This is a genomic window from Psychrobacter sp. PL15 (assembly GCF_035984995.1).
In the GTDB taxonomy this organism is placed as follows: Bacteria; Pseudomonadota; Gammaproteobacteria; order Pseudomonadales; family Moraxellaceae; genus Psychrobacter.
The window spans coordinates 142,323-161,360 of sequence record NZ_JAXCIB010000008.1; the positions used below are offsets into that span (position 1 = coordinate 142,323).

General features: G+C 45.6%; 16 protein-coding genes and 1 pseudogene. 10 read left to right on the forward strand and 7 right to left on the reverse strand.

From position 1 onward, the window contains the following. Positions 1-96 precede the first annotated feature (96 nt). Positions 97-2,190 (reverse strand): acetate--CoA ligase family protein, encoded by a 2,094-nt coding sequence (locus tag RCH20_RS08790; protein ID WP_327193316.1) that lies wholly within the window; start codon positions 2,188-2,190, stop codon positions 97-99. Positions 2,191-2,252: 62 nt separating this feature from the next. After that, positions 2,253-3,419: an acyl-CoA dehydrogenase family protein gene (locus RCH20_RS08795; protein ID WP_327193317.1), complete on the reverse strand. Its 1,167-nt coding sequence runs from the start codon at positions 3,417-3,419 to the stop codon at positions 2,253-2,255. A 205-nt stretch (positions 3,420-3,624) separates the two neighbouring features. Between RCH20_RS08795 and RCH20_RS08800 the strand changes: the two genes are divergently transcribed. Genes RCH20_RS08800 through caiE form a run of 3 tightly spaced genes read left to right on the forward strand, consistent with a single transcriptional unit; the run spans position 3,625 to position 5,888 of the window. Beyond that, positions 3,625-4,485 carry an enoyl-CoA hydratase-related protein gene (locus RCH20_RS08800; RefSeq protein WP_327193318.1) on the forward strand — a complete coding sequence of 287 codons (861 nt, stop codon included), beginning with the start codon at positions 3,625-3,627 and terminating at the stop codon, positions 4,483-4,485. A gap of 13 nt (positions 4,486-4,498) precedes the next feature. Next, on the forward strand, positions 4,499-5,281 hold the full coding sequence (locus RCH20_RS08805) for an SDR family oxidoreductase (protein ID WP_327193319.1): 783 nt from the start codon (positions 4,499-4,501) through the stop codon (positions 5,279-5,281). Positions 5,282-5,297: 16 nt separating this feature from the next. Next, the gene (caiE, locus tag RCH20_RS08810) at positions 5,298-5,888 is read left to right on the forward strand and encodes a carnitine operon protein CaiE (RefSeq protein ID WP_327193320.1); all 591 of its coding nucleotides are present in this window, start codon (positions 5,298-5,300) and stop codon (positions 5,886-5,888) included. Positions 5,889-5,929: 41 nt separating this feature from the next. Here the strand turns inward: caiE and RCH20_RS08815 are convergent, their stop codons facing one another. Then, on the reverse strand, positions 5,930-6,886 hold the full coding sequence (locus RCH20_RS08815; protein WP_327193321.1) for a GlxA family transcriptional regulator: 957 nt from the start codon (positions 6,884-6,886) through the stop codon (positions 5,930-5,932). A gap of 1,042 nt (positions 6,887-7,928) precedes the next feature. Between RCH20_RS08815 and RCH20_RS08820 the strand changes: the two are divergent. From RCH20_RS08820 to RCH20_RS08830, 3 genes and pseudogenes are all read left to right on the forward strand, one after another. Continuing rightward, positions 7,929-8,346: pseudogene (locus tag RCH20_RS08820) on the forward strand (transposase); the annotation flags it as partial. A 126-nt stretch (positions 8,347-8,472) separates the two neighbouring features. Beyond that, positions 8,473-9,165 carry a methyltransferase domain-containing protein gene (locus RCH20_RS08825; protein ID WP_209956158.1) on the forward strand — a complete coding sequence of 231 codons (693 nt, stop codon included), beginning with the start codon at positions 8,473-8,475 and terminating at the stop codon, positions 9,163-9,165. Next, entirely contained in the window at positions 9,153-10,211 is a 1,059-nt protein-coding gene (locus RCH20_RS08830) for an NAD(P)/FAD-dependent oxidoreductase (protein WP_327193322.1), read from the forward strand. The genes RCH20_RS08825 and RCH20_RS08830 overlap by 13 nt, the downstream gene beginning before the upstream one ends. On the opposite strand, the gene RCH20_RS08835 is transcribed toward RCH20_RS08830, so the two are convergent. Beyond that, positions 10,208-11,296 (reverse strand): type III polyketide synthase, encoded by a 1,089-nt coding sequence (locus RCH20_RS08835; RefSeq protein WP_327193323.1) that lies wholly within the window; start codon positions 11,294-11,296, stop codon positions 10,208-10,210. The genes RCH20_RS08830 and RCH20_RS08835 overlap by 4 nt on opposite strands. Positions 11,297-11,875: 579 nt before the next feature. On the opposite strand from RCH20_RS08835, the gene RCH20_RS08840 reads away from it, so the two are divergent. After that, positions 11,876-12,211 carry a hypothetical protein gene (locus RCH20_RS08840; RefSeq protein ID WP_327193324.1) on the forward strand — a complete coding sequence of 112 codons (336 nt, stop codon included), beginning with the start codon at positions 11,876-11,878 and terminating at the stop codon, positions 12,209-12,211. Positions 12,212-12,343: 132 nt separating this feature from the next. Here RCH20_RS08840 and RCH20_RS08845 read toward each other — a convergent pair whose 3' ends face one another. Together RCH20_RS08845 and RCH20_RS08850 are read right to left on the reverse strand one after the other, a co-directional pair. Next, a complete protein-coding gene (locus RCH20_RS08845) occupies positions 12,344-13,336 on the reverse strand; it encodes a glutathione S-transferase family protein (protein WP_209956154.1) in 993 nt (330 codons plus the stop codon). Between the two features lie 41 nt (positions 13,337-13,377). Then, the gene (locus RCH20_RS08850; RefSeq protein WP_327193325.1) at positions 13,378-14,289 is read right to left on the reverse strand and encodes a pirin family protein; all 912 of its coding nucleotides are present in this window, start codon (positions 14,287-14,289) and stop codon (positions 13,378-13,380) included. Between the two features lie 345 nt (positions 14,290-14,634). On the opposite strand from RCH20_RS08850, the gene RCH20_RS08855 reads away from it, so the two are divergent. Continuing rightward, positions 14,635-15,546 carry a LysR family transcriptional regulator gene (locus tag RCH20_RS08855; RefSeq protein ID WP_327193326.1) on the forward strand — a complete coding sequence of 304 codons (912 nt, stop codon included), beginning with the start codon at positions 14,635-14,637 and terminating at the stop codon, positions 15,544-15,546. Between the two features lie 224 nt (positions 15,547-15,770). On the opposite strand, the gene RCH20_RS08860 is transcribed toward RCH20_RS08855, so the two are convergent. Beyond that, a complete protein-coding gene (locus RCH20_RS08860; protein ID WP_327193327.1) occupies positions 15,771-16,703 on the reverse strand; it encodes a LysR substrate-binding domain-containing protein in 933 nt (310 codons plus the stop codon). A gap of 175 nt (positions 16,704-16,878) precedes the next feature. Here RCH20_RS08860 and RCH20_RS08865 point away from each other — a divergent pair, with 175 nt between their 5' ends. Both RCH20_RS08865 and RCH20_RS08870 read left to right on the forward strand, forming a co-directional pair. After that, a complete protein-coding gene (locus tag RCH20_RS08865; protein ID WP_327193328.1) occupies positions 16,879-17,562 on the forward strand; it encodes a cupin domain-containing protein in 684 nt (227 codons plus the stop codon). A gap of 197 nt (positions 17,563-17,759) precedes the next feature. Next, complete coding sequence (locus tag RCH20_RS08870; protein ID WP_327193329.1) at positions 17,760-18,926, forward strand: flavin monoamine oxidase family protein; 1,167 nt, start codon at positions 17,760-17,762, stop codon at positions 18,924-18,926. The last annotated feature ends 112 nt before the right edge of the window (positions 18,927-19,038 follow it).

The window sequence follows — 19,038 nt, forward strand, 5'->3', positions numbered from 1 at the left end:
GATTATTACCGGCACTGTCAATTATTAATGCCTTGTATTCTTCTAATGTTCAAAAAATCAGTTCACTAAAAATGTCTGTGAACCGGTAGAAAAAAGCTACTGTTGTAATCGAACCAAGGCATCGGCAGCGACTACACCTTTACCTTTAGGACGCACCATCAAGGGATTGATATCCAGTTCGGTAACACTATCCCAGTGATCCATAGCAAAATCAGCCACAGCCATGATTGCATCCACCACGGCTTCGAAATCGCCCTCCGGACGGCCCCGAAAACCTTGCAGCAGCTCGCTTCCCTTCAGCGATAAGACAGCCGCACCAGCGGCTTCGCGGGTGATTGGCAGCAGCATAATTGCACTGTCGTTGAGCAGGTTGACCAGAATGCCGCCGGTACCAACAATCAGTGCCAGTCCGAACTGTTCATCTCGTTTGAGGCCAATGATCAGCTCACCAACAAAGTCTGAAATCATAGGTTCGATCAGAAAGCGGGCATCGGCGAGCCCCTGTTCGGCTAGGCGGCCCGCCATTACCTCAACGGCGCTGGCCACGGCGCTGCCATCTTTAAGATTGAGCATGACGGCCCCGGCCTCGGTCTTGTGAGCCAGCCTGTCGCTGACCCCTTTCATCACCACCGGGTAGCCAACTTCGTCCGCTGCTTCTACCACATCTGCTTTGTTTACACAGCGACCACCAGGTAGTTGCAGGCCATAGCGGCCAACCAGTTGCTTAGAGGCCCACTCATCTAGCATCTTGCTCTCGCCTTCCACCAATAAAGGCCCGCGTAGAAGTAATTGCTCAGGTTCATCCATTGCGGCCACTTGACGGCGGCGCTCGCCATAACGCACAAGCCGTGCCAACGCTGCAACACCGTCTTTCAGGCTTTGCAATGGTGCAATACCAGCTTTCGCTAACCGCTGGCGGGCGTTCTCTGGCATTAGCTCGCTGAGGTTAGAGATCACGGCGCAGGTCTTGGGGTGGTTGGCGTGAGCGGCAATTAAAGAATTAACCGCCACTTGCCATTCGTGATCGTTACCAATACCCTGTTTGGGGAAGTCTAACGCTAATACGGTAGCGTCGCAGTCGCCCTCCATCATAATGCCAAATACCTCGGTACAGGCTTCAAGATTGCCCCAAATCGAGGTGTTGTAGTCTAAGGGGTTGGAAAGACTGGCGAAATCGGGCAACCATTCACCTAGTTTTTGTTCCTGTACCTTGGATAAGCTTGGCAGCTGAAGCTTATAGTGATCTAGACTATCGGCTAGCATGGCGCTATCACCGCCGGAGCAGGTCAGCACACTGATACGATCCCCTTTGGGAATTTCGCACAGAGAGGCAATCTTCAGGGTTTCAAGCAGCTCAGACAAAGAGTGCACACGAAGGATGCCCAGCCTATCGAACATCGCCTGATACATATCATCAGAGCCTGCTAAGGAGCTGGTGTGACTCATGGTCAGCTGAATGCCGATCTCTGAAGTGCCTGCCTTGAGCACTACCAAAGGAATGCCTTTCTCCAAAGCCTTCAGGGCAGCGCGGCTGAACGTTTCAATATCTTTTAGCCCCTCGATATAAAAACCGATGGCAGTTACACGATCGTCTTCGAGCAGTGGTTCGATATAGTCGCCTGCGCCTAACACCGCCTGATTGCCAACGCTGATTACATGAGTGATTGAAAGTGAGCGGTCGTGCATGGTCAGATTCAGCGCTACGTTACCGCTTTGGCTGATGATAGCGACGCCTTTATCGGTACGCTCACCACAAAGGCGGTCTGGCCATAACGCGACGCCGTTGGTAAAATTTAGCAAGCCATAGCAGTTGGGGCCCACTAACGCCATATCTCCGGCCGCTTCTATCAGTGAGTCTTGCAGTTTATCGCCATTGTTACCTACCTCAGCAAAGCCAGCGGCGTAACAAACCACGCCGCCGCATCCCCTTTTGTTCAGGTCGGCGACGGCTTGAACCGTTAGCTTAGCATTGATGGATACGAACGCCGCGTCAGGAGCACCCGGTAAATCAGCAATGCTAGCGAAACAGGGTATACCAGCGATTTCGTCGTACTTGGGATTAACCACCCATATTTCACCATCAAAGCCGATGTCTCGAGTGTTTTGGATAGGGAGTGCCAGGTTGGAACCACCAATCAATACAATACTGCGCGGTGAAAGCAGTCGTTGAATATTTTCTTGTTTTGTCATGATCAAAAACCTTATAAGCCCAAAAAAAGAGTTAGGGCGCGCTCGCGCGGGCCCTAGGGGACTTACCAACCAGTGTAAATATCGAGGCCACGCTTCTTAATTTGACCACTGATAATGACACGTTGGATTTCTGAAGTGCCTTCCCAGATTCGGTCGACTCGGGTGTCACGCCACAAACGCTCAACCGCTTGTTCACGCATGTAACCGCGACCACCCAGAATTTGCACAGCCTTGTCGCAAACTCGGCCCACCATTTCGGAACAATACAGCTTCAATGCTGCCGCTTTGGCGTGATTAAGCTTGCGGTCGCTGGTCTGGTCGATTTCCCAGCTCAGTCGGTAGAGCATAGACTTGGCGGCCATTATTTCGACGCCCATATCAGCCAGCATGAATTCAATCGCTTGAAAGTCACGAATCGGTTGGCCAAATTGGATACGTTCGGCGGCAAACTTGTTTGCTTCTTCAGCGGCTCGAATGGCGCCACCAACACAACGGGCTGCTATTCCTAGGCGCGCTTCAACAAACCAATCCTTGGTCATATCGTAGCCTTGGCCGATTTCGCCCAGAACTTTGTCTTCTCCAACAATCACGTCGTTGAAGATGTACTCAGGGTGCTTGAAAGCAAAATGGTGGGTATAAAGCGGTGTGCGTTTGAGCTCTACACCAGGCAAGTTCTTTTCAACAAAAAATACGGTGGGTTTGGTTGAATCGCCATCTACGTGAGCGTGTACTAGAATATAATCGGCAATGTCTCCGATGGTTACGAACCACTTCTCACCGTTGATTTTCCAGCCACCCTCGACCTTGTCTGCACGGGTCATGCACTGAGTCGGGTCAGAGCCTGCATCAGCTTCAGTAATGGCGTAGGCGTCCCGACGTTTGCCCTGACAAGTCGGGATTAAATATTCTTCTTTTTGAGCCTGAGTAGCGAAGCGCATGGGATAAGAGGGATACCACAGCGCGTCCCAGATGGCGCCAGTGGCTTTGCCTAGTTGCTCGTTGAGAATGGTCTGTTCAAAGATACTAAAGCCTTGGCCGCCATCTTCCTTGCTATGATTTGGTGCGTTAAAGCCCCACGCCAATGTGGCATCGATAATCTTTTGGTGGGTTTCACGGCTGATGCCGTCATTTTCTTCACACTCCATTTCATGGGGGAAGAGAACGGTTTCGGTAAACTCTTTGGCTTTTGCCTGCAGTTCAAGATGCTCTTTAGAAAGATTAAAATCCATTGTAAAGTCTCCAGGGAATGTTAGTGTTGCTGATTACGTGCCGTTTGTTTACGGGCCTAAACTATTATTTACTCTACGCAGGAGTGCAAGGGTTTGGTTGATTAAAAACGACGTATTTATCGTGAAATACGACAATGAGCGGTGTCGTTTTGTGGCGTAAAATCTGTTCTGTCGTTTTGGTGCATTTTTATGACGATTTTGTGCAATGGGTATATCGAGCTTTGCGCTAAGGTGGTGGCAATGGAACACCAATACAAAAACAAAAGATGGATTGAACAATATGTCAGTGTCTGTACATACCGAACACAGGGGCTCAGCGTTATTAATCACCTTGAATCGCCCCAAAGCTAATGCGATAGACTGCGCCACAAGTTTTGAGCTTTACGAGGCCTTGGCTGAATTTGAGCAGAACCCTTCTCTTCAGGTTGCGATTATTACTGGAGCTGGCCAACGCTTCTTTTCAGCGGGCTGGGATCTTAAAGGAGCCGCCGCGGGGGAAGCGGTAGATGCTCACCACGGCCCTGGTGGTTTTGCCGGGCTGACCGAGCTTTTCAGTCTGACCAAGCCTGTTATTGCCGCCGTTAACGGCATGGCAGTTGGTGGTGGTTTTGAACTGGTTTTGGCCTGCGATTTAATCGTGGCAGCTGACCATGCTCAGTTCTTCCTACCCGAAGCTCAGATTGGTATTGTTCCCGATTCAGGTGGCGTGTTTCGTCTGCCCAAGCGGTTGCCTCGAGCAGTTGCTATGGAGATGCTACTAACGGGTAGTCGCCTGAGTGCAGAGGAGGCTCTGCGGTGGGGACTAGTGAACGCTGTTGTTGCCCCGGACGAATTGATAGCGACGGCACTGGCGCTGGCCGGACGAGTCGCTGCAAGTGCTCCCTTAGCTCAACAGGCAATCATGGAACTAGTCTCCGCCGGAGAATCAATTTCCGTGCAGCAAGCGTTTGAACTTCAGCGTAGTGGATCGCTGCCGGCTTACAGACGCATGCTTCAATCACAGGATGCCGAAGAAGGCAGCAATGCTTTTGCGGAAGGCCGCCCCCCAATCTGGAAAGGGCGTTAAAAGGAGATAGGTTATGGAAAATATATTTAGAACTGATTTGTTTGCCGGTAAAACGGTTTTGATAACCGGTGGCGGGAGCGGCATTGGCTTGGCAATAGCTCGTAATTTCGGCACTTTGGGGGCTCGGGTGGTGATTGCGGCTCGAGACCAGGAGCGATTGATTGAAGCGGAACAGAGCCTGCGTGAGGCTGGTGTCGATGCGATCGAACTGGCAGTCAATATCCGCGATAGCGACTCTGTGGCAGGTCTAATAGAACAGCTGGAGCTACAGGGAATTGGTATTGATGTATTGGTTAATAACGCTGGTGGACAATTTGCTGCGCCTGCCCTAGAGCTCTCTGCCAATGGCTTTCGGTCGGTTGTTGACCTTAACCTCACCGGCACTTTTCTTATGTGTCAGGCTTTTGCCCGGCACTGTATGAACCGCAAACTACCCGGATGTATCATTAATATTGTTTTGTGCCAGGCCAACGGGCTGCCCGGTATGGCGCACGCGGGTGCTGCCAGAGAAGGTGTCGTCAACTTAACCCGAACTTTAGCTTGGGAGTGGTCAAATCTTGGTATTCGAGTAAATGCCGTGGCACCGGGCACTATTAAGACTGAAGCATTGGATCAGTATGACCCAGTTGCGCTGCAGGATGGCATCAATAAGCTACTGATAAAGCGCATGGGCTTACCCGAAGAAGTTGCTCAATCAGTAGCTTATTTGGCATCACCTGCTGCTAGTTTTATCACCGGCACATGTCTCGCCCTGGATGGTGGTGAACACTTGACAGGCGCGTCTCCGCAACGCTAATCAAAGGATGAATTCTATGCCCTGTTATGAGTTTGAAGGTTTGATTCCGGTGGTGCATCCCAGTGCTTATGTTCACCCCACAGCAGTGCTGATCGGTGATGTGATTGTTGGCCCCAATGTTTACATTGCTCCGTTAGCATCTCTGCGTGGAGACTACGGCCGCTTAATCTTAGAGGATGGTTCCAATCTTCAGGACAGTTGTGTGATGCATGGATATTGCGACACCGACACCATTGTTGAGGCTAACGGTCATATTGGGCACGGCGCAATTCTTCATGGCTGTGTGGTTAAGCGTAATGCACTGGTAGGCATGAATGCGGTAGTGATGGACGGTGCCATTATTGGTGAGGACAGCATCGTTGCCGCTGGCAGTTTTGTTAAGGCCGGCTTTAAGGGGGCGCCCCGCCAGTTGTTGGTAGGTTCGCCTGCCAAAGTGATTCGTGAGGTTAGCGAACAGGATTTGCACTGGAAAGGCCTCAATACCCAAGAATATCAGACGCTAGCTTGGCGCTCGGCTGCGAGCATGAACGTGATTTCGCCGCTGCTGGAGATGGAAGCGGATCGTCCCAGACTCAAAGGAGTGACTGTCGTACAACCCAAGGTGTAAGTCAGAACGAATGCGGCGCATTCAAGATTTCTTTATACAGGCTAACGGTCTTCACTCGGGCTGCGAGCGAAATGTTTGCGGTAGCTTCGCGTGAAATGGGGAGCTGAATTGAATCCGCAGATGATTCTGATTTCAGAAATGCTCAAGCTGGACTCTTTCAGCAACTGTCGAGATCGTTCCAGCCGCAACTTCATGTAATAGCCAGAAGGTGAATCGTTCAGAAAACTGCGAAACAGGCGTTCCATCTGACGAACGGAAATGTGTGCGTATTTTGCCAGCTCTTCGGTGGACAAGGGCGACTCCAGATTTGCTTCCATCTTCTCGAGCACGCGCAGAAGTCGTGGATGGTATATTTTGAGACGTGCGGATAAGTCAATGCGTTGCTTGTCCGATTTCTGACGGATGCCACTTTTTATAAACTGTTCACAAACCTTGATTGCGAGACCGTGGCCGAGCTCTGCCTGAATGATATAAAGCATCAGATCGATGGCCGAGGTTCCGCCGGCACAGGTGATCAGATTGTGATCTACTTCAAACAGCTCGTTGGTGAGTTCCAGTTCGGGGTAATCTTCCTGAAAAGAAGGTGCTGCTTCCCAGTGCAGGGCTATTTTGTGCTTTCTCAGAAGCCCGGCTGCAGCCAGAAGATAGCAGCCGGTGTCCATGGCACCTATTAAAGAGCCTCCCCGGTTGAGTTTTTTAAGCCAAGCAATGGTGTCATCCCGGATATAGTCTTTCGGATTAAAGCTGGAGCAGACAAAAATATTAAGGGGGACTGCGGCATCACAGATAGCAACCGTTTGTTGCAATGCCAGTAGGTTGCTCGCTACCACCGGTGGGCCGTCCTCGGAGAGCAATTGCCAACGAAAAATCTCACGGCCGGCAAAGCGGTTGGCTACTCGCATCGGCTCAATGGCAGACAGCAGGGCGACCATTGCGTATTCAGGTAAAAGCAGAAAGGAAATGGTAAAGGCGCCATCATTATCAGGCTTTAGGATCATAGTGATAAGCCAATTTTTTAATCAATACTATAACAGACAACGGAACATGTAAGTATCTACATTAGATAAACTTGCCCCCAAATTCAGGTTTTTAGGCTAAACCCCTACTCTTAGGTGGGCATGACTCTCATGAAGGTCTTTTTAAGGCTACAAAATGGGAAAATAGACACGCATAAAATATACATGTACCAATTTATGCGGACCGTACACCATCAAGAGATGGATTGCATTGTAAGGGACGACCAGTTTTGGACAAAGGAATTTGACGGTTATCATAGATTGCGCAAGAATTTTTACTCCGAAAGATTCAGGATACACGCCGCCCTTGTCGCTTGTTTGTAGTTCCGAACGTTCCAAACCCCACTAAGTTAACCTTGCCAAGCCTTTCAGTAATAAGTTTTTTTAGAATGACCACCTATAGTCGCTACGGGCGCGCAGTAATAGTATCGATAATTTCTATCGGTTTAAACTGGATTATAGCCTACGATTATTTCCTTTTAGGCAACGACCGTATTGAAGCCTTCCACACTACAACGACGCACCATCCAAATAATTCCGAGAATCAGGGATACGCACGCCTACAGCTCTTCTGGGAAGATTTTTATTAGACCAACTCATGAATCCTTGCCATATAATCATTTGTGTTCTTTACATACCTGCTTCAGCCTGCCAAGAATGAGCCACACAAGGCGCTAATGCTTAGCACAACTCCCACGAAAAAATAAAAACCGTAGACTCCAAATCCAGACGAGTGGCCCCTTTTGGGAGTTAATGCTATCTACAATATTTTCAAATCACTGACTGTAATTGAATAATTAGTATTTTGCGCACTCCCTAGAGTTGAATAGCTCATTTTCTCAAAAGCCTGCTGCGCTCTATAAGGATTGAACAGCTCATCGAGAGTGTAGTGAAAACCACAATCCTCTATCCCAAACATGTAGGGTCTGTTGAACATTGGTGAAATAACAGTAATAAATTAGTGGCAAAAAAAATAGCAAACGAGTAATCTTTAAGTTCTCACACAAAAAAGACTTCGTTTGCTATGCCTCGCACAATGCTCAAAGATGAACATTGGACAAGACTAAGACCTATATTACTAGAACTTAATATCTATGACAAAGGAAATCTTAGGAATACGGTTGAAGGTGTGCTGTATCGTATGCGTGTTGGCTGTCCTTGGCGTGATTTGCCCGCTTACTTTGGCAAGCCTAATACGGTCTACAAAGCTTATCAGCACAGTAGTGGTGGTAATGAAAAGGCACAAGCTATCAGTAAAAGTGTGGCAGGTCGTGCTACTAAGATTCACTTAGCGGTGGATGCTCATGGTAATCACCTCTATTCTATCGAATGGTACAACCCACGATGTTAAAGTTGCACCAAACTTAATTGATAAGATAGATTTAAGCGATACAGACATTCTATGCGCCGATAAAGGCTATGATTCTGAAACGTTACGAGAATACAGTCGCTCTCGCTTGCGCTTATATCTGGTTGAAATTATGAATGTTCAACAGACCCTAGTCTCTCTGTATTTATAGTGAATGTGTTGTTATTTGCGGCATTAAATGAATTCCTGGAAAAAAACTATGCTATCACATCGCTCAAATGAAAAAGAAATTCTCGATTTAGGTCCGGGCAACTACACCGCGGAAGAATTTACTCATTGTCAAAAAATGCTATTTCGTATCAACCAAATTCTTGGAACCTTTCACGGGACAGTGAATGTTTTAAAGAAAAGTGGGAAAAAAGCGCATGTGATGGACGTTGGTTGTGGCGCAGGCTTATTTATTCTTAATCTCAGTCGTCATTTTCCAAAGATGACATTCCATGGCATTGATATCTCATCTGAAGCAATTGATATGGCTAATCATGAGAAGTCCGTATTTACATCGGATACCTCAAATGTGAAATTTGAGAAAATGGCTGAACCTGAATTAACATTTGATGAAAATAGTGTTGATATCATTTTGGCAACAATGGTTTGCCACCATATGAGCAACGAAGAAATTATTGCTTTTTTCAAACAAGCATTACGCACCACAAAAGACAAAGTCATCATCAATGATTTGCACCGCAACCCCATTGCCTATTGGTTTTACTACCTTTTCAGCCCAATCTTATTTCGCAATAGGCTCATCACCTATGATGGTCTTATCTCTATCAAACGCGGCTTTATCCGTCAAGAATTAATTACCCTGTTAGAACAAGCAGGAATGAAACACTACCAAGTTAAATGGTGTTTCCCATTTCGTTGGAGGATTATCATTTGGAAGAAGTAGTCATTATCGGTGGTGGCGTTGCGGGACTATCGTGCCTAAATGCATTGCTGGATCAAGGTATAGCAGCGCTTTTAATCGAAGGCTCAACCATCGGCACACCTAAAATGTGTGGCGAATTCTTAGCACCGATTGCGACGCAGCAACTACAGTTTTGGGATATTGATCCTTTTATCCCCATTCCTCATGCCACATTTTATGCTGGAAGCAAACAATTAGATATTCACTTCACTAAGCCCTCTGCTGGCATATCAAGAAGTGACGTTGAGCTAAAGTTAGCTGCACGAGCACGCAGACTGGGTGGGCGCATACGTGAAAACACCTATCTAGAGTACACAACACCTGCCACTGAGAGAACGCCATTTTACTTCAAATTATCCACGGGTGAAATCATTGAGGCTAAAAGTGCTTTTTTTGCAACGGGTAAACTTGGCAACAACACAGACAATAAAAAAATCGCTCTGCCTTATTTTGGTTTCAAATTGCATTTTTCCCATACCGAAAATGATCATAGTCTTAAGATGTTCAGTCTGGATAAAGCTTATTTAGGAATTGTTCCAATCAGCGAGACAATAAGTAACTGTTCCTGTTTGGCAAAACGAGAAGCGGTTGATGCTGCAACTTCGCCGAATGAATACTTTCAGCATCTGACACAATCTCATCCTGTGCTTAAAAAGCTATTCACCCCACTTGATCTTAGTGCTATCGACATTATGTCAGGTCGCGCGCCTGCATTTACTCAAAAAAACCCGCCTAACTGGCCTAACAGCTACTGGATAGGGGATGCAATAGCGTCGCTTTACCCTGCGATTGGCTCTGGATTTGCGCATAGTGTTGATAGTGCTATTCAGGCTGTACAGTTTTACTTAAAACAACAACCTAAGCTCTATCGTATCAACTATTCGAAGTCGATTAAAACAAAAGTACTATTAGGGAACGTACTTAACGCCGCATTACTGCAACCAAGGGTGGGTCAATCGGCTCTTCCTCTAATGAAACAATCGCCTAAGCTAGTAAACCTTGTACTCAAAAAGCTTGATTATGTTTAATTCGGCTGGTTTATCTTAAGTAACATTGATTCTAAGGTTAATCCAGGTCCAAAAGCGCAACTAAAAATAGTTTCTTGATGATTCTTAACTGTCAAATTAGCCATCAATTCTTTCAAAACAAACAAGATGGTGGCTGATGACATATTTCCATACTCACGCATCACATGATAAGCATGCTTGTTTTCGTCTTTTGTAATATTCAACGCTGTTTCACAGGCTTGCAGTATTTTCATACCGCCTGGATGAATTGCATAGTGATTGACATCGGTGATCGCTTCCTGTCTCAATAGTTTCTCCATAAACTCCGCAATCCCTGACTCAATCACTTCTGGAACATAGGATTTTAAAACAATATCAAACCCTGAATCTCTTATATGCCATGCCATATCTTCGCTGGTCTGTGGTAATAAATCACAATTAAAGGCCTCGATCGATAGGCTCTTCCGGTTCTCAGCCATAGGCTGAATCAGTGCCGCTGCTGCACCGTCTGCAAAAATTGCATTTGAAACTAGATGATCCAAATCATCATCATTTTGAAAATGCAGACTGCAAAGTTCAACACTCACAACTAAAACAACAGCGTCTTTATTCGCGCGACAGGCATCATCTGCCACCTTCAACGCGTTAAAGGCACCGTAACATCCCATAAAATTGATTGCCGTGCGTTTGGCACCGGTGCGTAACTTTAATTGCTGCACAATTTCAATATCTAAGCCGGGCGCATACATGCCTGTACAACTGACTGTAATAACATGTGTGATATCGGCAAATGTGGCATCGGACTGCTCCATACATTGCTTGATAGCAGAAACGGCTAACGGCAGCGCATGCTCTTTATAAAGTACCATCCGGCCTGCTGTGGTTAAATCAGGTAATGATATGTCACTTCTGGAATTTGAGAGATGCCCCATATCGCTGAGCACACTATGCCGCGATTCAATACCCGTCGCATTATAAATAAATCTAAGTAGTCTTTTTTTTGCGGGAATCAATTGCAACCGTTCTGCAATGAGCACTGCGGCTTCGCTTTGCGTGAATTTATGCTGCGGGACTGCGGTTCCAATGGCGGTAATACTGCTTTTCATCCTGAAATCCTGCTTTATGAAAACTGAATAACAATATTACATGTTTATTGCCACCAACCTTATTAAAATATAAATACTATACATTTATCATGGAAATAGCTGGACAAAAAATAGCCGGACACCCAGCTAATTAACTCAATATTAATTCGTTTCTCTATTTTATTCAGGCACTATTTTGAATGATTAGGAACGCATTATAACGCAATCTTGTGCAACACGAGTTTCCCTGGTTGATACGCCTTACTTTATGAATAACATCCCTGTTATTCACTTCTTCGAAGCCAGCTGAAGCTGTTCAAATCTATTTCTTAAAAATTTGTCATGGTATGTCCCGTTGTGTACGTCGTACTTTTTTATGCGGCGAAGATAATTTCAGCGGGCAAAGCTTTGAGCATCGCAGACAATAGATGGTCGAACGCCTCCAGTTTTCAACCTCTATTAGCCGATATTTCGAAACTTGTATAGCGCACCGAACGTGTTCCCATAACAGACGTTATGACAAATGGATTTAGATCAAAAAAAGTCGTTGGGTCGAGTGCTCGAAAATCAATCTGATACCATGGGATTACCACTAAAGGCTTGAATGTTGAAATCCCAACTAGCAGGATTCCTGTACCGAACTCAGCTCCAGCACTAACTAGCCCACTGGCACCAACCTTTATACCGCTCCCTGAGCTGATTAGTCCACTTACTTTGGCTGGTATTGGCGAGCTCGACGAACAAATGCAGCCGTTACGTGGCTTAGGCAAACATAAGGTATCGATGGTAGGTGTTACTGAAAAGCTAGCTGACGGTGAGCAACTCGGTTTAATGGTCTATGGTTACAACCTGCAATATCTCACTAGCTTGTCGCGCGACTTATCAGTGTCGGGGGTCAATATTAAAGGTACAGTGGAAGTACCCATTCTCCGATGATTCAACATCTGCTACAGACAAAAATGCCTGCAATAGCAGGCATTTTTATTCTAATTTTTGTGACAGTCATTCTTTGTAACAGTCATTTTTTATAGCCAGTTATGGCCATCTTAATCCCAATTACAATTCTTTTTATTCATCCCTTGCCGATACTAGGTCGCGTTTATGCGGCGAATTAAAATCAATTTTAGGACCCATGGGTATGATGCGTGTTGGATTGATAGTTTCGTGGCTGGCATAGTAATGCGTTTTAATCTGCTCCATATTCACCGTCTCTGCAATACCTGGCACCTGATACAAGTCTCGTAAATAACCCCAAAGATTGGGGTAGTCGACAATACGATGCAGATTGCATTTAAAATGACCGACATAAACAGAATCAAAGCGCACTAGCGTGGTAAATAGTCGCCAGTCGGCTTCGGTTATGGTGCTCCCTGTTAAATAACGACTGTTTTTTAAGCGTATCTCTAAGGTATCTAGCCCATTAAACACCTCACTTACCGCGTCATCATAAGCGTCTTGTGTGGTGGCAAAACCTGCGCGATACACCCCGTTATTAACCACAGGATAAATAAATTCGTTTAACGCATCGATTTCTTCTAACCGCTCTGACGGCGAAAAGTCACCTGCTAATGCACCAACCTCATCAAATGCCGTATTAAACATGCGAATGATCTCAGACGACTCGTTACTGACAATGGTATTGGTGGTTTTGTCCCATAAAATAGGTACAGTGACTCGGCCAGTATAATCCGCTTGGGCTGCGGTATAAATATTATACAAGTGAGTCGCGTTGAAAATTGGATCCGCTATAACACCAGCGCCAGGATTGAATGTCCAGCCTTCATCGCCCATAAAAGCATTGACCACAGACATGGTAATCATGTCTTCCAAGCCTTTTAATTTGCGATAAATAATGGTGCGGTGTGCCCAAGGACACGCCAAAGAGACATATAAATGGTAACGATTAGGCTCGGCTTTGAAGCCGCTAATGCCCGATGGACCAGCGCTACCATCTGTGGTTATCCAATTTCTGAAACTGGAGTCTTTACGCTCAAAACGGCCACCACTAGATTTTGTGTCGTACCATTTATTTTGCCATTGGCCTTCAACTAATAAGCCCATATTTATCTCCTATTTATTTTAGTTTTGATTACTGTTTTAGTCTAAAAACTGCCATCATTAAAATCTTCAAAGGCCTGTAAGACCTCAGCTCTAGTATTCATTACAAAGGGGCCACCACGGGCGACGGGTTCATGTAGAGGTTGTCCGGCAATCAGTAGTAAGCGCGCGCCATTATCGCCACTATGCAGCAGAATTTGGTCGCCCTTAGTCAATACCCCAAGGTTTTTTGCGGTTAGTGTATTGGTCTGTCTTTCAGCTGCGTCATCCTCGGTATGCAGAATACTTACATTACCTTCTATGACATAAATAAAGGCATTGTGTTGCGCTGGTAGTGTCTGCTCAAAAGTAGTATTGGCCGGCAGGCTAACATCTAAATACGTTGGATTGGTATAATTATTCACCACTGGCCCTGTAGTGCCCTGATTGGTTTGCCCTGCGATGACTCGAACCTCAGTACCATTATCACGGCGCTCAAGCGGTGTCGACTCTGGTGGGTATTCTTGATAAGCCGGTTCGCTCATTTTTGCTGAAGCCGGTAGGTTGACCCAAAGCTGAAAACCCTTCAATAGGCCATCTTCTTGTTCTGGCATCTCAGAATGAAGAATACCTTTGGCTGCGGTCATCCATTGCACACCGCCCGGTTCAATCACGCCCTCATGGCCTGTATTATCCTTATGACGCATACGACCATTGAGTAAATAAGTGACGGTCTCAAAGCCTCGGTGTGGGTGAGTCGGGAAACCACCCATATAATCATCGGCGTTATCACTTTCAAAACAGTCAAGCAGTAAAAAAGGATCTAGCATATTGAGATACGGTGAGCCAATGATGCGGGTTAGTTTCACACCATCACCGTCAGCGGTTTCGATGCCAGAAAACTGTTGTGCCACAGTGCGGCTGTATAATGATTCGCTACTATTTTTTTCGGTGTTCATACTCGTGCTAACATTCATATTAATACTCCTGCCTGGCGCTATTGAGCTTTGAAACCAACGACGATAACTGTTCCTCTGAGCACTTCGAGAATAATGACTAATGGTAACATTCCCTCAGGCACCTCACATTTTTCTTATTTTTTGAGTACTCACCCAATCAGCAATTTTATTTGAGCGGGATAGTGTAAAGAAAGTCATTAAAAAGAACCGGCCGGTAAGAGTACTAAAACGTTATGGTTTACTCATAGGTATTTTTGGTTACTTTGTGAGTTCAGATCTTAATGATAGTGACATCTTAATTATTGACGAGACCTAGATAAACAGCAATAATTACAAATATAAGTTCTTATTTGGAGAACAATAATGGGACAGCTAGAAGATATGGCGATGTTCGTGCGCATTGTCGACGCCGGTAGTATCACTAAAGCAGCAGAGCAGCTTGATATAGCAAAGTCAGCAGTAAGCCGTCGCTTAAAAGATTTAGAAACTCGATTGGGCGGCCAGCTGCTGAATCGAACCACACGTAGGTCCAACTTAACAGAAGCTGGTGAACATTATTATCAACGGGCTAACAATATTCTAGGTGAAGTTGATGCCCTAAATGAACAAACCAGTGGGGTAAAATCTCATATTGAAGGCACGCTAAAAATGACCGCACCGCTATCGTTCGGTTTGATGCATCTCAGTGAGGTAATTCATGACTATGCTAACGAACATGCTAATTTAACCTTTGAACTGGACTTCTCTGACCGGCAGGTTGATTTGGTTGCAGGAGGGTACGAGTTGGCAATTCGTATCGGTAAATTGCAAGATTCCAGTTATCAAGCCAAACGCCTAACCAAAATTAGTTATGCGCTCTGCGCCAGTCCTGCCTATCTGAGTAAAATGGGTACCCCCAAAAATTTAGGGGAGCTCGCGCAACATATGTTTTTACAATACGGTCTTGGTAGTCACAACAACTTGGCGTTAACAGATGAACAGGGACAAAAGCACAACATATCGATGAACTCAAAGATCAAAGCCAACAATGGTGACTTTTTGCTTGATATGGCGGTGAAGGGTCACGGCATTGCGTTTTTGCCTACCTTTATCACTTACCAAACAGTGGCACGCGGTGAGCTGGTACCACTGCTTCAGCACTATCAGTTACCCACATTGAATGCTTATGCCGTCTACCCAAAAAATAGGTTTTTATCTCAGCGCTGCCGATTGTTGATTGATTTTATTGCTGAACGCTTTGGCGAAGAACCCTATTGGGATAAACCTAAAAATTAATAACTATTGTGAAATATGCTGAAGGAATCGTAGACCTAATTTAATGAATAAAGTTTTTTCTGAACACTGTAAGCGTCTGAACATTGAAATAAACCGCAAATATTATAGTGTTAGTCATTATAAAGTGGGTTGAATATAATGCTTACGGCTCGTAAAGAGCCAGACATAGGGAGGTATAAGGCATAGATGTATAAGGCATAGAGGTATAAGACCTAGGTCTATGGTTAATTAAAAAAACTCTCATCTGCTGCAGCCTGTTCAAACAACCAATCACGAAATGCCTTTAGTTTTGACATGCTGGCACATTCAGGTCGATAGACGACATAATAGGCAAGCGTAGAAACGAACTTAATCTCAGGGAACAGCCGAACCAAACGTCCGGCCGCCAAATCATCACGAGCCATAACACTACGAGCCAGCGCGACGCCATGCCCATTGATAACTGCTTGCAGTACTGCGGCAGAATTATTTATTTGCATACCGCGCGAAGTATCGATCTCTCTTAGATCTGTCTCTGTTAAACCTGCTTTTTTTAGCCAGGTTCCCCACGATGGTAGACCGCTATAATCATCCATTGAATGGTCATGAATAAGCGTTTCACGGGTTAAATCTAGCCGCGGCTGATCCTGTAACAGCTGCGGAGAACAGACGGGGTAAACCTCTTCTTCCATTAACTTTTCCACCACCAACCCCGGCCAATTACCAGAGCCGTAGCGTACTCCTATATCAACGTCTTGCACCGCAAAATCTACTGACTTAGTGCTAATATCGAGGCGCACGTCAATGTCCGACCAGATACTTTGGAATCTATCAATACGTGGCAACAACCATTTGGCAGCGAAGGCCGGACTGACAGTTACGGTGAGTCCCCCATTATTTGACTCCTGTTGCAACTGTTCTAACCCAAGCATCAATCTGTTCAAGCCAACTCGTATATCAGGTAATGCCAATTCAACTGTTTTAGTAGCAATCAAACGAGATTTTCCGCTGGTTTTTCTATAAAATAAGGGCGTTCCTACCCAGTCCTCCAGCGTACGTACAAGTTGGCCAACGGCAGCTGGCGTCACATTCAGTTCTTGCGCGGCGGCTGAAAAGCTTTGATGACGAGCACTGGCCTCTAAAGCACGTAAAGCATTTAAATGAACGGGTTTTTTCATAGCGATAAACATTTTCTTTTAAAGTAATGAATATTATCTCGTTTGTCAAAAGAAGTAAATCAGTTGATAATTGAACGCTACTAAAAGAACTGGCAGCTGATATCAGACCAACTGATATGGGTCAGATCACATAAAGTCAGCCAGATACTCTATCATCATTGTTGGAAGACACTCTATGTTACTTAATGCAGATTTTTCACTTAGCGCAGCATTGGCACCTGAAGATTACCAATGGGTTAACTCGCCACAAAATGGTGTTGAACGGGTAATGCTTGATCGCGTGGGCGAAGAAAAGGCTCGTGCCACTAGTATTGTACGCTATGCCCCTGATTCTTATTTTCCACACCACTTACATCCAGGTGGCGAAGAGATTTTAGTATTGTCTGGCACCTTTTCTGCCGACGATCAGGATTATCCAGCAGGTTGGTATCTACGTAGTCCGCCAAAGTCAGGCCATAAGCCTTATAGTCGCGAAGGGGCTATTATCTTCGTCAAACTCTGGCAGATGTCGGCAGATGAAGACCGCCAAGTGGCTATCGATACCCAAGATACAAAGAATTGGCAACAGCAGAAAGAACGTCAAGTCTGTCATTTATTCTCAAACGACAACGAACAGGTTAGCTTGCAGCGACTAAATGCAGGCGAAGCACTATTCACTACTGACATAGTAGGTGGTGCAGAACTGCTAGTAATAGCCGGTGAGTTGATAGACGCCGGTCAAATCTATAAGCGCGGTGGCTGGATACGCCTACCCACAGGTGAGCTTCCAAAGATAAACGCAGGCGCAGAAGGCGTCACGGTTTACCTTAAGACCGGACATCTTGCTCAAATAGAGAGCATCGATTTTACTAGTCTTTAAGTTTATTTGCATAGTCGTACTAAAAAATATTCTATCCGTTAATTATAGTCAATGAAAAGTAATATCGATACATAACCTACTGCTGGCATACGTTTTTCTTACTTGCTGTGCCTACGCAGACAGAAGAGGCTGCAAGAAGCTTATACCAACAGTACCGTCGCGTTTTTAAGGTATTTTAACTATAGTGGAAAATTAATATGAAAAATATACCGGTTGCAATTGTGGGTGGCGGTTTAAGTGGTTTATATGCAGCGTTATTGTTAGAGCAAAAAGGTATTGATTATATACTGTTAGAAGCGCGCGATACGTTAGGCGGTCGTATTGTCGCGGCCAGATCTCAAGAGCATCATGTTGTTGAAAATATGCGTTCGGCAAATTCTGCTTCTGACCCCGCAACAGTGGCAGTAACAAACAGTTTCGATTTGGGCCCCTCTTGGTTTTGGCCTGATTATCAACAGCAATTAGGCCGCCTGATCAATGATTTAAAGTTGGAAAGTTTTGCCCAGTTTGAACAAGGAGACATGATGGTTGAGCGCTCGCCAAATGCACCTCCTATTCGCACACAAGGATACAAAAGCTCACCACCCTCAATGCGTCTCACAGGTGGCATGGCAGCATTAATTGATGCCCTGTATTGTCGCCTAGATGCCACCCGCGTTCTCACCAGCCAGATAGTACGTCGGCTGAATAACACTGGTGACTATATTGAGTTAGCAAGCGAAGACTCGTCTGGGCAAGTGACGACTCGGCAAGTTAAGCACGTGTTACTCGCGTTACCGCCGCGTTTGGCAGAAGAAAGTATAGAGTTTGTGCCTGCTTTGCCAGCAGCCTTAAGCAAACAATGGCGCGAGACGCCGACCTGGATGGCGCCACATGCTAAGTACTTTGCAATTTACGACACACCTTTTTGGCGACAACAAGGGCTATCGGGAGCAGCTCGAAGTTCACAAGGGCCACTTACTGAAATCCATGATGCTTCCATAACAAATAGCAGTGGTGCACTGTTTGGTTTCTTAGGCGTTCCCTCTCAGGTTCGTCAAAGTGTTTCTGAAGACCTGTTAAAAGCACATTGTCGTGCGCAATTAGTCCGTTTATTCGGACCAGAAGCAGAATCACCTAAAATGGAGTATTTCAAAGATTGGTCACGAGATTCATTTACAGCAACAGCTGCTGATGCTAATGGTGAAGGTCAGCATGGGTCAGCACCCATTGCCAAAGCGCTATCAGGCGTATGGAAAGATTGCCTGACTGGCACAGCTAGCGAATGGTCTGAATCGTTTTCTGGTTATACTGCTGGTGCTATCGAGGCGGCAAGCTTGGCGGTACAAAACCTACCTGAGTCTGTATTAAAAAATGAGCTTTAAGAACGGAGTGACAGATCTCACTCTGTGCACTTCATTTGTTAATCTAAGATTCAAGTAACGGCCAGTTATAGTCTTAACCATAACTGGCCTAGCTGATAAAACCAATCGGTAA

What these genes read in the sequence shown, in the direction of transcription:
- RCH20_RS08870 (WP_327193329.1), top strand. Translation starts at nt 17,760, where the DNA reads ATGAAAAATATACCGGTTGCAATTGTGGGTGGCGGTTTAAGTGGTTTA.
- RCH20_RS08805 (WP_327193319.1), top strand. Translation starts at nt 4,499, where the DNA reads ATGGAAAATATATTTAGAACTGATTTGTTTGCCGGTAAAACGGTTTTG.
- RCH20_RS08815 (WP_327193321.1), bottom strand. Translation starts at nt 6,886, where the DNA reads ATGATCCTAAAGCCTGATAATGATGGCGCCTTTACCATTTCCTTTCTG.
- caiE (WP_327193320.1), top strand. Translation starts at nt 5,298, where the DNA reads ATGCCCTGTTATGAGTTTGAAGGTTTGATTCCGGTGGTGCATCCCAGT.
- RCH20_RS08825 (WP_209956158.1), top strand. Translation starts at nt 8,473, where the DNA reads ATGCTATCACATCGCTCAAATGAAAAAGAAATTCTCGATTTAGGTCCG.
- RCH20_RS08845 (WP_209956154.1), bottom strand. Translation starts at nt 13,336, where the DNA reads ATGGGCTTATTAGTTGAAGGCCAATGGCAAAATAAATGGTACGACACA.
- RCH20_RS08865 (WP_327193328.1), top strand. Translation starts at nt 16,879, where the DNA reads ATGTTACTTAATGCAGATTTTTCACTTAGCGCAGCATTGGCACCTGAA.
- RCH20_RS08850 (WP_327193325.1), bottom strand. Translation starts at nt 14,289, where the DNA reads ATGAATGTTAGCACGAGTATGAACACCGAAAAAAATAGTAGCGAATCA.
- RCH20_RS08790 (WP_327193316.1), bottom strand. Translation starts at nt 2,190, where the DNA reads ATGACAAAACAAGAAAATATTCAACGACTGCTTTCACCGCGCAGTATT.
- RCH20_RS08800 (WP_327193318.1), top strand. Translation starts at nt 3,625, where the DNA reads ATGGGTATATCGAGCTTTGCGCTAAGGTGGTGGCAATGGAACACCAAT.
- RCH20_RS08855 (WP_327193326.1), top strand. Translation starts at nt 14,635, where the DNA reads ATGGGACAGCTAGAAGATATGGCGATGTTCGTGCGCATTGTCGACGCC.
- RCH20_RS08835 (WP_327193323.1), bottom strand. Translation starts at nt 11,296, where the DNA reads ATGAAAAGCAGTATTACCGCCATTGGAACCGCAGTCCCGCAGCATAAA.
- RCH20_RS08795 (WP_327193317.1), bottom strand. Translation starts at nt 3,419, where the DNA reads ATGGATTTTAATCTTTCTAAAGAGCATCTTGAACTGCAGGCAAAAGCC.
- RCH20_RS08860 (WP_327193327.1), bottom strand. Translation starts at nt 16,703, where the DNA reads ATGAAAAAACCCGTTCATTTAAATGCTTTACGTGCTTTAGAGGCCAGT.